Raw genomic sequence first — 13,875 nt, 5'->3', positions numbered from 1 at the left:
TAACCAATATGCGAAAAAGAGCCCTTCATTGGGCTCTTTTTAATTCTGCGCTTTATCCTACGCTATCAATGCGAATCATCACTGCGTCTGGACGCCAATACTCGAATTCGCAGTCCATTAAATGCCCATCTTGTTTGTAGTTTACCCGCCGAATTTTCAGAACGGGTTGTCCTTCAGCCAAGTTCAACGCTTTAGCGACATGAGCAGGTGCTGACGTTGGAATCACATCAAAACGAGAGCGCTTTGTTTCGTAACCATACTTCTCACGATAAATACCCGTCAGGGACATTGTGAGGTTCTCAGACAATATCCCCTCAAACAGTGCCGCTTTGAGCACGTTCTCAACAAACAATACCGCTCGCCCATCAATAAAACGTAACCGTTCAATTACATAAATTGGGGTAATTCGCTCCACCTCTAACGATTTGGCATACTCACCTGCGGCCATTTCACTTCGCACGTTGAGTAACTTAGTTTCTGCAATACGATGCTGCTCTCGAATCATCTGATGGAAGTGAGAACGAGACAACGGGTTGTAACAGATACGCTCAGGAGATACATACCAACCCCGGCGCTCTTCTCGATAAATAAGACCTTCCGTTTCCAAAGACACCAACGCATCTTTGATAGTGATTCGAGTCGTAGAAAACAGCTCACTGAGCTCTCTCTCTGACGGCAGTTTTTGTCCTTCCGACATGATGCCGGAAAGAATCTGCTGTTTTAAGCTGCTTCTAATTTTTCCTAATTGGGTACCAAATTGTCCGGTGCCTGTCGCTCTCATTCTGATCTAGTCCAAGGATAATTTGACGAATAACATAAGGCGTTTACGTAACAAAAATATGACATTAATCAACAGAACACATACTGAACGTATGAAATATAAGTGCCATATAAAATCAGCAAAACTGTCAAATTACTTGCGCTAAATCGTCACATTCCATCCATAGCATACAAAGCGAACTTACTGACCTAGTCCAGAAGGATGGAGACAATGAAAACTTTGCTAAGTCGTTCAATTACCGCACCAGCGGCAATCATTGCGGTAACACTCGCTACGCCAACAGTAGCGAAAGAAGCCGATATTGAATCTTTGGTAGCAGCAGCACAAAAAGAAGGGGCGGTTTACAGTGTGGGTATGCCTGACAGTTGGGCAAACTGGAAAGACACTTGGACTGATTTAAAGTCAAATTACAACCTTAAGCACCAAGACACGGATATGAGCTCGGCTCAAGAAATCGCAAAATTCGAAGCTGAGAAGAAAAACGCGACCGCAGACATTGGTGACGTAGGCTTTGCCTTCGCACGTGTAGCGGTTAAAAAAGGCGTCACTCAGCCATATAAACCAACAACTTGGAATGACATCCCAGATTGGGCAAAAGACGAAGATGGTCATTGGGCACTTGCTTACACTGGCACTATTTCTTTTATCTCCAACAATAACCTCGTAAAAGACGCGCCAAAAACGTGGGATGACCTATTAAAAGGCGACTACAAAGTGACCGTAGGTGACGTAGGCGTAGCAGCACAGGCAAACAACGCGGTTCTCGCCGCAGCGTTCGCCAACGGTGGGGACGAATCCAACCTCAAGCCTGCGCTCAAATTCTTTTCTGAACTCGCGAAGCAAGGTCGTCTTTCATTTACCGATCCGAACATCGCCAACCTAGAAAAAGGCGAAGTGGAAGTGGCGATCATGTGGGACTTCAATGCATTGAACTACCGCGACAAAATTGACCGCGACCGCTTTACAGTGAGCATTCCTCAAGATGGCTCTGTGATTTCTGGTTATACAACCATAATCAATAAATACGCGAAGAACCCTAATGCAGCAAAGCTTGCTCGTGAATACATCTTCAGCGATCAAGGGCAAATCAACTTAGCAGAAGGTTATGCGCGTCCAATCCGCACCAACATCACACTGCCTCAAGCAGTGCAAGACAAGCTAATTGCTAATGACCAATACAGCAATGTTCACCCAGTGACTGACTTCTCAGCTTGGGAAAAATCCGCACGTAAGCTGCCACGTCAATGGCAAGAAAGTGTCTTAATCCACCAGCAATAAGAGTAAGTCGTTATGAGCAATAAGGTCATCCTTGTTGTTCTAGATGGACTGAACTATCAGGTAGCCCGTGATTGCATGGGCTACCTCAATGGTCTTCTAGAACAAAGTCGTTCCCAACAAGAAACTCGCGCAACGCTTTATCCTGTGCAGTGTGAGCTGCCCTCTATGTCTCGCCCACTTTATGAGTGCATTTTAACGGGCGTTCGCCCTGTAGAAAGCGGCATCGTAAACAACAATATCGTTCGTCTATCCAAACACGATTCCATTTTCAGTTTGGCAAAAGCCCAAGGAAAAGTGACCGCTGCGGCTGCCTACCACTGGGTAAGTGAGCTTTACAATCGCGCGCCATTTGAACCTGTTCGCGATCGTTTCACGCATGATGAAACCCTGAATATCCAGCACGGCTGCTTTTACCATTGGGATCATTATCCTGATGAAGCCTTGTTCCTGGACGCAGAGTATTTACGTCGAAACTATCAACCTGATTTCTTATTGATCCATCCGATGAATATCGACGATACAGGACATAAGTTTGGCCTAGACTCTCGCCAATACCGCAATTGTGTGCGAGGTGCAGACATTATTCTTTCCAACTACATCGATCAATGGCTTGCTGATGGGTATCAAATCATTGTGACCAGCGATCATGGCATGAACAACGATCTTTCTCACGGTGGGATTTTACCTGAAGAGCGAGAAGTTCCCCTGTTTGTCATTGGTGATAAGTTTACCCATCAAGATTGTCATATTAAGCAAACTGATATTTGTGGCACCGTTTGTCAATTGCTAAACCTTGACCACACGAAGCCATACACTCAGGAATTGTTAGCACTATGAGAAGTTCAGTCCTCTCCCCTAGCTCTAGCGAATCACGCTCAAATTTGGCAAGTACTTGGTTAAAGCGCTTTAAGCCAGCCATTTGGTTGGTGCCTTTCGCGCTGTTTTTCTACCTATTTCAACTCGCACCGATGATTTGGGTACTGTTAAACAGCTTTATCTACGATGGCGAGTTTGCCTTCGATAACTACATTGAAGTGCTCGACTCCGCCTTTATGATGCAGGCGTTTGGCAACAGTTTGTGGTTAGCTGTATGGTCGAGCATTTTTGGCTTAGCCATTGCGACTCTGTTGGTCTCTTCTCTACGCAGAGTCGATTCTAAAGTCCGCGACGGTGTGATTGCGTTTACGAACATGAGCAGCAACTTTGCAGGCGTACCTCTGTCATTCGCTTTTATCATTATTTTGGGCACCAATGGGGCGATTACCCTTTTGCTCAAGCAGTATGGCTTACTCGGTGATTTCGACCTTTATGGTAAATGGGGTCTGCTGGCCATTTACATCTACTTCCAAATCCCGCTGGCGGTGTTGTTGCTCTACCCTGCGTTCGACGCGTTGAGCGATGATTGGCAAGCAGCTGCTGCGCTACTGGGAGCCAAAACATCACAGTATTGGGCGAAAATCGCGCTGCCAGTGCTCTCACCAGCCTTATTCGGTACCTTTATTATCTTAATAGCCAACGCAATCGGCGCATATGCGAGTGTTTATGCGTTGACCTCCGGTAACTATAACGTCATCACAATTCGAATTGCGAGTCTGGTATCGGGAGACCTGTTCCTTGAACCTAATCTCGCCGCTGCAATTTCGGTGATTCTAATGGCGTTACTTGCCTTTATCACAGTGATTAACCAATGGCTCATTTCGAAAAGCTATGCAGGTAGGAAGTAGTCATGAACAACGTTAATACGCGATTCCATAAAACGGTGGTTTATTCCATTGTTGGGATCATGCTCATCCCGATTTTAGCGACCTTTGTCTATTCGCTTTCATCACGCTGGGGCGCTACGGTGCTTCCGGATGGTTTCACTTTTGATTGGTACGTTAAATTGCTGACCGACCCACGCTTTTTGCAAGCGTTTGGGCGTTCGCTGTTTATTTGTATTGCTTCGCTAACCCTCAGTGTGATTCTGGTTCTGCCAGCGATATTCGTGGTGTTTTACTACTTTCCGAAGCTCGATAAGCTCATGAACGTATTTATTTTGCTACCATTCGCTGTACCACCAGTGGTGTCCTCCGTCGGCTTGCTTCAACTTTATGCTGACAGTGAAATCTCCCTTATCGGTACTCCTTGGATTCTAGTAGGTACTTACTTCACCATAGCGTTACCGTTCATGTATCGTGCGATTTCTAATAGCTTCGAAGCAATTAACCTTAACGATTTAATGGACGCTGCACACTTGCTAGGAGCAAGCACAACCAAAGCGTTTTTGATGGTCATTTTACCTAACCTCAAAAAAGGACTGATGGCATCGCTTTTCCTTTCATTTTCATTTCTATTGGGAGAGTTTGTGTTCGCCAATATTTTAGTCGGCACACGTTATGAAACCCTGCAAATCTACTTGTATAACATGCGTCAGACGAGCGGCCACTTTACGTCTGCCTTAGTGATGACCTACTTCCTATTTATTTTTTTACTGACTTGGTTGGCAAGTCGTTTCAGCCGAGGAGTCAAACAATGAGCTACGTAACAGCGAAAAATCTGACTAAACGTTTTGGTGATAACACCGTATTTGAGGACATTCACTTTAACATCGAGCAAGGTGAATTCATTACGCTTTTGGGCCCTAGCGGTTGTGGTAAATCGACACTACTTCGCAGCCTTGCTGGGCTTAACCCTGTCGATGGAGGCGAGATTTGGGTAAACGGAGAAGATATCACGCATCAAGTCCCGCAAGAGCGTGGTATTGGGATGGTCTTTCAATCGTATGCGCTGTTTCCCAATATGACCGTCGAAGGCAACATTGCATTTGGCTTAAAAATGAAAAAGCTTGCGAATGATGATATTCGACGTGAAGTGGCTAAAGTCATCAAACTGGTGGATCTGGCAGGTAAAGAAAAACACTATCCGCATCAACTTTCTGGCGGTCAGCGCCAGCGTGTCGCACTCGCTCGAGCGTTGGTGGTGAAACCTCGCATATTATTGCTTGATGAGCCACTTTCTGCGCTTGATGCCAAAATCCGCAAACACCTTCGTCAGCAAATCCGAGACATTCAGAAAGAGATGAATCTCACCACTATCTTCGTAACTCATGACCAAGAAGAGGCGATGATTATGTCTGATCGTATCTTCCTAATGAGTAAAGGGGAAATTGTTCAAGCAGGAACACCTGAAGAAATTTATACTCATCCTGCTAACGAGTTTGTGGCCGGTTTCATGGGGCACTACAACCTTGTAGAGGCCAATAAAGCCAAGCAACTCTTCAACATTGATACCGAATGGAAAGTAGCGATTCGCCCAGAGTCTATATATGTAAAAGAGCAAGGTCGTCAATATGATAGCCACATCTCAGCGCCACAAGTAGGTACGATCACCAACCACCAGCTTCTAGGTAATGTTATTCGCTATCAAGTGAACGTTGAAGAGTGTGAGCTCACTGTTGACTTACTTAACCGCTCTTCAGAACGCTTACTAGCGAATGGCAGCCAACTAGAACTACTCTTTAACCTAAACGAAATTCAACCAGTGAGAGCCTAAACATGTCCAAACCTTTGTATGTTTTTGATATGGATGAAACCCTAATAAACGCTGACTGCGCAATGATTTGGAACGAGTTTATGGTTGAGAAAGGCATCGCGACTGATCCTTTATTTATTATGGAAGATCAGCGTCTAATGGCCTTGTACTCTGAAGGCAAAATGGACATGGAAGATTACCTAGCGTTCTCCATGAAGCCACTAGAAAACATGCCGATTGAAGAAGTAAACGCCTTGGTTGAAGAATGTGTTGAAAGCCATATTTTGCCTAAACAGTTCCCTCAAGCCAAAACCCTGATTGAGCAACTGTCTCGTGATGGTATAGATATGGTTATCATCTCTGCCAGCGTCACTTTTTTGGTGGAAGCCGTTGGTCGCCGTCTTAATATTCCAACCGCACTCGGAATTGATTTAATCGAGAAAAACAACCGTTATACTGCTGAAATCGACGGTATCCCGAGTTATCGTGAAGGCAAAGTCACGCGATTAAAACAGTGGCTAGAAAATCAGCCTGAGCCTTATTCCGAAATCCATTTCTATACCGATTCAATCAACGATTTACCGCTTTGTGAATACGCGAACTACGCTTATCTGGTAAATCCATGCCCACAACTCAAAGAACACGCCAACAGACCGAATTGGAGTGTGTTAAGTTGGGGGTGATATAGCCTCACAAGACCGTTCTTCCTAAGTAAATACTTTTCTATTTGTTCAAAGAGCAGTTCTTTCTGCTCTTTTTTACTTCTCTTCATCACAAATTAATCACTTGATTAAATACTGATTAATTTTTCACATGTCGCATGAGAAATCAGCGTCTTATAATTAATCAAATGTTTAATATTTTGAGAGAAGATTGTGACGGAAGCGCATCGAAGGGCGGGAAGACCCACAGATAATATCGACGCAAGGGAAAAACTGATTTTCCACGCGCGCGAACTCTTCACCATTATGGCTTATGACAAGGTCTCTACTCGCCTAGTCGCGCAGAAAGCAGGCGTGAACGTGGCGATGATTCGTTACTACTTTGGCAACAAAGAAGGCTTGTTCGAGACCATGTTGCGCGAAACACTGTCACCGGTGCAAAAGCAGATGCAGACGTTGGTATCCAACAGTAACGAGCAAAACTTTCTCGATCTAATGCGCACCTACTACCGCGAAATGATCAAGGTACCACAGTTCCCACGCTTAGTTGCCCAAGTTATGAATATGCCCCCATCGGAAACCCAACGCAAACTGCTCGAAAAAGTCTTCGCAGATATCAGTAAGCCAATGCAAGGCGTGATCTTTGATAAGTTGATCGATAGTGGCGTTTTACGAAAAGACGCCGACCCTCAACTTTGTCGCGTCTCTTACATCAGCTTGATGGTATTTCCTTTTATGGCACCACCAGCACTGCTCGCCATTCATGGCATTGAACTTTCTGAAGCCTTCTTGAACCGATTATTCGAACACAACATACAACTGATGAAACATGGATTTTTAGACTCGGGCGACCAATATGAAGATAAATAAAAAGCTGCTGTTCTTTCCTGCTCTTGCGGTGGGGGTCGTCATTCTGTTTTTGGCGATTAGCCTCAAACCAGATTTGCCCGTAAAACCCGCTGGAGATCGTGCACGGTTGGTCGAGACGATTCCACTTGAGCTCAAAGCCATTGCTCCAGTAGCCATAGGGTTTGGCAAGATCGCCCCAAAAGTGGAATGGAAAGCGATAGCCGAAGTGACGGGGAAAGTGGTCTACCGCCATCCGCAGCTGGAAAAAGGACAAGTGTTGCAAGCAGGGACAGAAATCTTGCGAATCGACCCACTCGATTACGAACTGAAACTGGTTCAAGCTCAAGCCGATCTCAAATCTGCTCAAACCTCTCTGGCTAAGCTGAACCAAGAAGAAGCGAATCTCAAAAGCACACTCAAGATAGAAGCCAACCGTCTGGTTATCGCCAACAAAGAGTTAGACCGTAAACAAAACCTACGTAAGAAAGGCTTAACCTCGCAATCGGATGTAGATCAGCAAGAGCAAAGCGCGCTCTCTCAACGTAAGTTAGTGCTGGATATTGAAAATCAAATTGGTTTGATGCCGGATGAGAAACGAGTCGCGGAAGCCCTAGTTAAAGTTAATGCATCAAAAGTGGATGAGGCCGAACGTTCGCTTGATAAAACCATCATCACGCTTCCTTACGATTTGCGTATTGCTGACGTAGAAATTGAGAAAAAGCAAGTGGTTAACCTCCAACAAACCATGGTGACAGGACATGGTATTGATGTCATGGAAGTGGAAGCTCAACTATCCATTCATGACATGCAAACTTTGGCGGCGAGCATCGGTGAGTTTGTCCGCGATGAATCTGGTATTCCACAACCTGATATGAATGCGATTCATGCCAACATTGAACTCAGCAGCGGTAACCTCTCTGCAAGCTGGCCAGCAAAAGTTGCACGCATCAGTGAAACGGTTGATCCAAGCCAAGCGACTGCCGGTGTGATTCTGGAAATTGAACAAGACTACCGTGCATTAAACCCAACGTCTGCGCCTCCATTGGTGAACGGCATGTTTGTGCGTGCCTTGATTGAGGGACAAGAGAACCCGAGTTGGGTCATCCCAGAGCGTGCGCTTCATGGCGATAAGATTTACCTGATGGGAGATGACAACCGTCTGCAAGTCGTCACGGTTGAAGTGTTATATCGTCGCAATAACCAAGTGGTGATCGATGGTGAACTAGAGCAAGGTCAGAAGCTGATCATCAACGATTTGCTGCCTGCGATTAACGGCATGCTATTGAAAGAGTCACCTGAACAGTCAGAAACGGCTATTGAGGAGTCTGATTCATGATCCGATTCTTCGCCAAGCATCCAACAGCAGCCAACTTGCTGATGCTAACGCTGCTGATATTGGGGATTTCTTCACTTTCCACGATTAAGCGTGAAACTTTTCCTGAGTTTGATCCGCCCTACATCCTAGCTGGTGTGGTTTACCCCGGCGCTTCCCCTCAAGAGGTAGAAGAGAGCATCTGTATCCGAATGGAAGATGCTGTCGATGGCCTTGCCAACATTAAAGAAACTCAGTGTGAAGCGATTGAGGGTTCTGCGCGTCTTATCTTAAAACTGAATGAAGAAGCCGACATTGGGCGCATGTTGGTTGATGTTCAAACCCAGATCAACTCGATAAACGACTTCCCACAAGAGATTGAATCTCCTGTGGTCCAAGAGCTCGATTGGAACGAGCCAGTTGTGGATGTCGCGATCACCGCAGATACCACATGGCCAGAGCTAAAAGCGTATGCCGAACAGCTTAAACGCACGTTAAAAATCGATTACGATGTCTCTTTGGTTGAAGTTGCTGGCTTCTCTGACCACCAATACCGAGTAGAGTTAGACACTCAAGCTATCCGACAACTTGGTTTGAGTGTTGGTGATATTGCGGACCAGATTGGTCGTCAAAACGTCAAGTTGCCAAGTGGTAATGTCGAAACGCCAGATAAGAACTTTCTGATCCGCTTTGACGAACGACGCGTGACGCCGGAAGAGCTTGAGACTATCGTCGTGGGCTCTGGTACAAATGGCTCAATCATCCGTCTAAGAGATATTGCGACGATTACCGACCGGTTTGAATTGGACGAACAGAAAGTCCTCTTCGATGGTCACCCTTCTGCCCTACTAAAAGTCAGCAAAAACAAAGAAGATGACGCACTGCGTATCAAGGAACGGGTTGCTCAATTTGTCGAAGAACAACAAGCTATCGCGCCAGACGGTGTGATGCTACAAATGACCAATGACCTTTCATCCGTGCTTTGGGATCGCCTGACCATGATGGTCAAAAACGGTTGGCAAGGTATCATTCTGGTCTTCGCCACCATGTGGTTGTTCTTTAGTTTTCGCTATTCCTTTTGGGTCGCAGCTGGTTTACCCGTTGCCTTCTTAGGTGGGTTATTTTTGATGGCGCAACTTGGCCTGTCCATCAACATCATGTCTTTGGTTGGGTTACTCATGGCCATCGGTATCATGATGGATGATGCCATCGTTATTGCCGAATCGATTGCCGCTCACCTCGACCGAGGAGAAGAGATCGATGATGCCGTTATCAAAGGAGTGAAAAAGGTACTGCCAGGGGTAATTTCTTCCTTCCTAACTACGGTGTGTATTTTTGGTAGCTTGTTATTCCTGCAAGGTGAAATGGGTGCGGTACTTAAAGCAGTTCCTCAAGTTCTGATCCTCGTTTTGAGTTTGAGTTTGGTGGAAGCCTTCTTGATCCTACCTAACCACCTTTCTCATTCGCTACATAAACAAAAGCAAGAGCGAAAAACACCGAAGTTCAAACAAAAGCTGCTCGCTTCTTTTGAAAACTTCCGCAACACCACCTTGGTCAACGCAGTAGATAAAGTGGTCGAGTATCGCTATGCCTTTATGGGTGGCGTGGTTGCCTTGCTTCTTATCTCCGCGGCCACGTTAGTAGGTGGTTTACTCAAGTTCCAACCCTTCCCTGAATTGGATGGCGACATTGCAGAAGCGCGTATTATTCTTCCTCCGGGTTCTTCTCTGTCTCAAACGGAAGCTGTCGTCGATAAGATCGTCGCTTCCGCTCAAAAGCTAGATAAAGAATGGACAGAAAAAGTGGAAGACAGCAATCCATTGGTTCTGCACATCACCAGTCAATTCAACGCTAACGCCGACGCGAATGAATCTGGCCCTCACATTGCCACGGTACGTCTGGATTTGCTGGGTGCAGAGAGTCGTAACACACTCATCGATGAATTTATCGATGCATGGCGCGAAGACATCGGTGAACTTGCCGATCCCATCTCACTGGTATTTAAACAACCGACCATGGGGCCAGGTGGACGAGCGATTGAAATTCGAGCGAAGCATGATGAACTGGATGCGCTCAAAGCCGCCTCTATCGACATTCAACAATACTTAAATGAGTTTGACGGTGTCCATGGCGTGTTGGATGACATGCGTATGGGTAAAGAAGAAGTCTTGGTTAAACTGCGTCCGGGTGCAGAAGCTTATGGGATTAACGGCCAACTCATCGCCAATCAATTGCGTGCAGCATTCTTTGGCCAAACCGCAGACGAAATCCAAGTTGGGGTTGAAAACATTTCCATCGAAGTTCGCCTTGATAAAGCGCAAGCTGGTGACTTACAGCAATTGGCAAACTTCCCAATTATCTTGTCCGATGGCAGTCAAATTCCACTCGCGACCATTGCGACTTTGGATTTCCAACGTAATTACGTAAGAATCCAGCGCATCGATGGCTTGCGCACTGTGAGCGTATTCGGCGATATCGACAATACGAAAGCCAACTCAACCGCCATTATTCGTCAGTTCCAACAAAGTGAAGCGCCAAAGCTTATGCAAAAGTATCCTGGTCTTCGCTTTGATTTTGAAGGTGAAGCCAAAGATACCGCTGAAACTGGCGCATCAATGGGTAAAGGCTTCTTGCTTGGTTTATTTGGCGTGTTTGCGATTCTGAGTTACCAATTCCGCAGTTATTTGGAACCATTCGTCGTCATGCTTGCGATTCCCCTCGCCTTTATTGGCGTGGTATGGGGACACATCCTACTCGGTCACTCATTAAGTATGCCAAGTATGATGGGCTTCGTCTCATTAGCAGGGATTGTAGTGAATGACTCGATTCTGTTAGTTCAGTACATACGCCATCATGTGGATGAAGGGGATAATGTGCATGACTCGGTAGTCAAAGCCAGTCGGGAACGCTTTAGAGCAGTATTCCTAACATCAATGACCACTGCAGCAGGTTTGCTTCCGTTACTGACTGAAACCAGTTTGCAAGCACAGGTTATCCAACCACTGGTTATCTCCATCGTGTTTGGTATTTTCGCATCCACTCTGCTGGTGTTGTTTATGATCCCTGCCGCGTATGCCATTTTAGCTGACTTCGGCCTAGTCCATAAACACGAAGAAATCTAAAACGACTGATAAGTACATTTATCAAAATGAACAAGAGCGGCTTAGGTCGCTTTTTGTTCAATACCAATACGTTAAAAAAACACACAATCACTTAACAAACAGAGGGTTATTGTGTCTCATTAAGTGTGAATATGAACAGTTAAGGATTAAGTATGTTGAGTTTTATATAACCAAATCAAATAACCAACACAAGATTTATAATATGTTTTATTGTCAAAAACGGCATTTCACAGAGTAAAAATACACGCAGGCAACACATTCACAATTTAAACTCACGATAATGAAAACATTGATTGAAGAATTAACATTTTAACAATCATTACAACAATGTTAACTTTAGCCTCGTTGGTCGCGCTGGTGGTAAGCCTCTCACCAAGCCTATTGTCAGTTTTATATGGACGTTCGACCACCTCCAAAATGAATAGACACCCAATTTGGTGCCCTTTTTTCGCCCGTGAAAGCATTCTTCGCGGGCTTTTTTCTTTAAGTTAAGTATGAACGCTCTGGATCAACTTTTTTTGCCAACCTTTCGGATTTGGAGGTAGTATGCGAATCAATAAGCGGAGACAGTGCTAGCAACTCTAAAACGTTTTTTTCAAAGATTTCATCCGCGTGTCTTACCCAATCTAAAAACTTTTTTTGAGCAAATATAGGCTCGATTTCATATAAAAATTCAATACTAAAGTAAAACTCATTTTTGATAGGCAAATTGTACACTCTTCGATAGTCTTTTTTATACTCCAAATTTCCTTCTACATATTTTGAAAATGTATTTTCACCAATCTTGATATCTTGGCATTTGATTGGAGGATAACCACGAAGAAACTCTCCTACAAGGAACTCTTCTTTCGCTCTCTTTTTTTCTTCGTTTATCGGGTCCATTCCCCAACGATGATTTGCATACGCAATGGCATCATTCATCAACTCTGTATGATCACCTTTTCGAGAGCCGTCAGGTGACTCTACAGCATGATAAAAATCCACGTACTCTTTCTCTATAAATGAAGATAGTTGATTAACACTAGTAATATATTTATCTGAAGATTTAATCCTTAACCGAATATATAAGCCACCTTGTTTATTGATTGGTAATAGTGGATTTATTATTTTATTTTGAAAAGAGAAATAAATCGTGGCCAATTTTATACACTTTTCATGTCGCTCTACTTTTGAATCAATATTGAACCGTTGTAATTCAATAAAATCTTGGTATACATGACCTTCATATATATTGTTCGGGCATTCAAATGATAGTACTAAGTCATCTATCTGGAATACATTATGTAACAAGTGTGCAAAATCTGGTTTTCCTCTAAAACCATCTTTACACATTTTAATAAAACTCATATGTCTATCTCTTATTCTTCAAATATGCATCAATACCTTTAAACGAGAGCCTGCAATATGAGTTCTAATTCAAGTAAAGGTAAGCCACATACTAAGGTATTATGAAGGTCAAAAAGGAGATCGGATCTTTTCTAAATTTTAAATATCTAACATCACCTCCACTTTACTGAAATCTACACTTTTAAAAGTTACATCCGCTCCATCCAGCAATAGCTCATCAAACACGCCAACTATTGATAATGAGCTTGAGGATCTGATCCCTACCCATGAAATGAGAAACAAAAAAGCCAGCCTTAAAAGGCTGGCAAGTTGAGCAACAAGGTCAGTGCTTACTGCTAACTAACACCGAACTCGTATTGGATTCATTTTCGTCTGTTAGTCTCTTTTAGCGGCGTTTATGACTTGCTTGCTTTCTCTTTGTGGCACGTTACCTTTACTAACTGTTCTTGCTCATCTTTAATGTTTTTCACGATACGCTCATCACGTGCGTGAATGGCATCCATGTTCATTTGCTGAATATCTGCTATAGTTTCATGTTTCATCTCAGAAAAGTCCTGACGTAAATCTGAGCTCCACTCCTCTTTGTCTAAAGTGTTAGCAGCAGCGATTGGTGATGACATTACAGCAATAAGACTTAGAGTAGATAGAAATACGCTTTTCATAATAAGCTCCTTGAGGATTAGCAGTTAATTTTAATTACAATTTATATATTGCACATACGATGCCAACTTTTATTTTGTTATTTTTCAACGACTTAAACAAATCCTCATATTCAACGTTATCTTCGTCTGGTAAATTTCGCTAACCAAGTGTCAAATTAACCATGCGAATTTAAAACATTGGAAACATACACATTATAAATGCTTTGTCAGGCAGTTTTCTCATCAGATAATTACGTAACTGCCCACTAAAAAATCGCTTTGAATCAAAATGCGGAAGTAAATTACCACCTTCTAAAGAAGGTGGCTTTGTGTGAGCCCCCTAAAAGGGGGCCTTTGTTTAGTCCAGCGCCAA

12 protein-coding genes are annotated in these 13,875 nt (G+C 44.0%); 9 read left to right on the top strand and 3 right to left on the bottom strand.

Annotation, left to right across the window (positions count from 1 at the left end; translation table 11 throughout):
• Positions 1 to 52: 52 nt before the first annotated feature.
• Complete coding sequence (locus R7R24_RS00060) at positions 53 to 781, bottom strand: UTRA domain-containing protein (RefSeq protein ID WP_005387087.1); 729 nt, start codon at positions 779 to 781, stop codon at positions 53 to 55.
• Positions 782 to 991: 210 nt separating this feature from the next.
• Here R7R24_RS00060 and R7R24_RS00055 point away from each other — a divergent pair, with 210 nt between their 5' ends.
• From R7R24_RS00055 to R7R24_RS00015, 9 genes are all read left to right on the top strand, one after another.
• Entirely contained in the window at positions 992 to 2,059 is a 1,068-nt protein-coding gene (locus tag R7R24_RS00055) for an ABC transporter substrate-binding protein (protein ID WP_042523272.1), read from the top strand.
• Positions 2,060 to 2,071: 12 nt separating this feature from the next.
• Positions 2,072 to 2,896, top strand: coding sequence for an alkaline phosphatase family protein (locus tag R7R24_RS00050; RefSeq protein WP_054577716.1), 825 nt, complete (start codon positions 2,072 to 2,074; stop codon positions 2,894 to 2,896).
• Positions 2,893 to 3,783, top strand: coding sequence for an ABC transporter permease (locus R7R24_RS00045; protein ID WP_042523275.1), 891 nt, complete (start codon positions 2,893 to 2,895; stop codon positions 3,781 to 3,783). The genes R7R24_RS00050 and R7R24_RS00045 overlap by 4 nt, the downstream gene beginning before the upstream one ends.
• Positions 3,784 to 3,785: 2 nt before the next feature.
• The gene (locus R7R24_RS00040) at positions 3,786 to 4,574 is read left to right on the top strand and encodes an ABC transporter permease (RefSeq protein WP_042523277.1); all 789 of its coding nucleotides are present in this window, start codon (positions 3,786 to 3,788) and stop codon (positions 4,572 to 4,574) included.
• Positions 4,571 to 5,590, top strand: coding sequence for an ABC transporter ATP-binding protein (locus R7R24_RS00035; protein WP_005373862.1), 1,020 nt, complete (start codon positions 4,571 to 4,573; stop codon positions 5,588 to 5,590). Before R7R24_RS00040 ends, R7R24_RS00035 begins: the two co-directional genes overlap by 4 nt.
• Before the next feature lie 2 nt (positions 5,591 to 5,592).
• The gene (locus R7R24_RS00030; protein ID WP_017633566.1) at positions 5,593 to 6,252 is read left to right on the top strand and encodes an HAD family hydrolase; all 660 of its coding nucleotides are present in this window, start codon (positions 5,593 to 5,595) and stop codon (positions 6,250 to 6,252) included.
• 192 nt (positions 6,253 to 6,444) lie between these two features.
• Complete coding sequence (locus tag R7R24_RS00025) at positions 6,445 to 7,101, top strand: TetR/AcrR family transcriptional regulator (RefSeq protein WP_042523279.1); 657 nt, start codon at positions 6,445 to 6,447, stop codon at positions 7,099 to 7,101.
• Positions 7,088 to 8,416 carry an efflux RND transporter periplasmic adaptor subunit gene (locus R7R24_RS00020; RefSeq protein WP_042523281.1) on the top strand — a complete coding sequence of 443 codons (1,329 nt, stop codon included), beginning with the start codon at positions 7,088 to 7,090 and terminating at the stop codon, positions 8,414 to 8,416. The genes R7R24_RS00025 and R7R24_RS00020 overlap by 14 nt, the downstream gene beginning before the upstream one ends.
• Complete coding sequence (locus tag R7R24_RS00015) at positions 8,413 to 11,514, top strand: efflux RND transporter permease subunit (protein ID WP_318119398.1); 3,102 nt, start codon at positions 8,413 to 8,415, stop codon at positions 11,512 to 11,514. The genes R7R24_RS00020 and R7R24_RS00015 overlap by 4 nt, the downstream gene beginning before the upstream one ends.
• Positions 11,515 to 11,997: 483 nt before the next feature.
• On the opposite strand, the gene R7R24_RS00010 is transcribed toward R7R24_RS00015, so the two are convergent.
• Positions 11,998 to 12,861 carry a hypothetical protein gene (locus R7R24_RS00010; protein ID WP_054577715.1) on the bottom strand — a complete coding sequence of 288 codons (864 nt, stop codon included), beginning with the start codon at positions 12,859 to 12,861 and terminating at the stop codon, positions 11,998 to 12,000.
• Between the two features lie 395 nt (positions 12,862 to 13,256).
• Positions 13,257 to 13,523, bottom strand: a complete 267-nt coding sequence (locus tag R7R24_RS00005) for a hypothetical protein (protein WP_191115800.1) — start codon at positions 13,521 to 13,523, stop codon at positions 13,257 to 13,259.
• Positions 13,524 to 13,875 lie beyond the last annotated feature (352 nt).

Source organism: Vibrio sp. 704 (assembly GCF_033339295.1).
This window is presented reverse-complemented; position numbering and strand designations above follow the sequence as displayed.

Excerpts from the sequence above, each read along its gene's own strand:
- R7R24_RS00060 (WP_005387087.1), bottom strand. The coding sequence starts at position 781 with ATGAGAGCGACAGGCACCGGACAATTTGGTACCCAATTAGGAAAAATT.
- R7R24_RS00055 (WP_042523272.1), top strand. The coding sequence starts at position 992 with ATGAAAACTTTGCTAAGTCGTTCAATTACCGCACCAGCGGCAATCATT.
- R7R24_RS00050 (WP_054577716.1), top strand. The coding sequence starts at position 2,072 with ATGAGCAATAAGGTCATCCTTGTTGTTCTAGATGGACTGAACTATCAG.
- R7R24_RS00045 (WP_042523275.1), top strand. The coding sequence starts at position 2,893 with ATGAGAAGTTCAGTCCTCTCCCCTAGCTCTAGCGAATCACGCTCAAAT.
- R7R24_RS00040 (WP_042523277.1), top strand. The coding sequence starts at position 3,786 with ATGAACAACGTTAATACGCGATTCCATAAAACGGTGGTTTATTCCATT.
- R7R24_RS00035 (WP_005373862.1), top strand. The coding sequence starts at position 4,571 with ATGAGCTACGTAACAGCGAAAAATCTGACTAAACGTTTTGGTGATAAC.
- R7R24_RS00030 (WP_017633566.1), top strand. The coding sequence starts at position 5,593 with ATGTCCAAACCTTTGTATGTTTTTGATATGGATGAAACCCTAATAAAC.
- R7R24_RS00020 (WP_042523281.1), top strand. The coding sequence starts at position 7,088 with ATGAAGATAAATAAAAAGCTGCTGTTCTTTCCTGCTCTTGCGGTGGGG.
- R7R24_RS00015 (WP_318119398.1), top strand. The coding sequence starts at position 8,413 with ATGATCCGATTCTTCGCCAAGCATCCAACAGCAGCCAACTTGCTGATG.
- R7R24_RS00010 (WP_054577715.1), bottom strand. The coding sequence starts at position 12,861 with ATGAGTTTTATTAAAATGTGTAAAGATGGTTTTAGAGGAAAACCAGAT.
- R7R24_RS00005 (WP_191115800.1), bottom strand. The coding sequence starts at position 13,523 with ATGAAAAGCGTATTTCTATCTACTCTAAGTCTTATTGCTGTAATGTCA.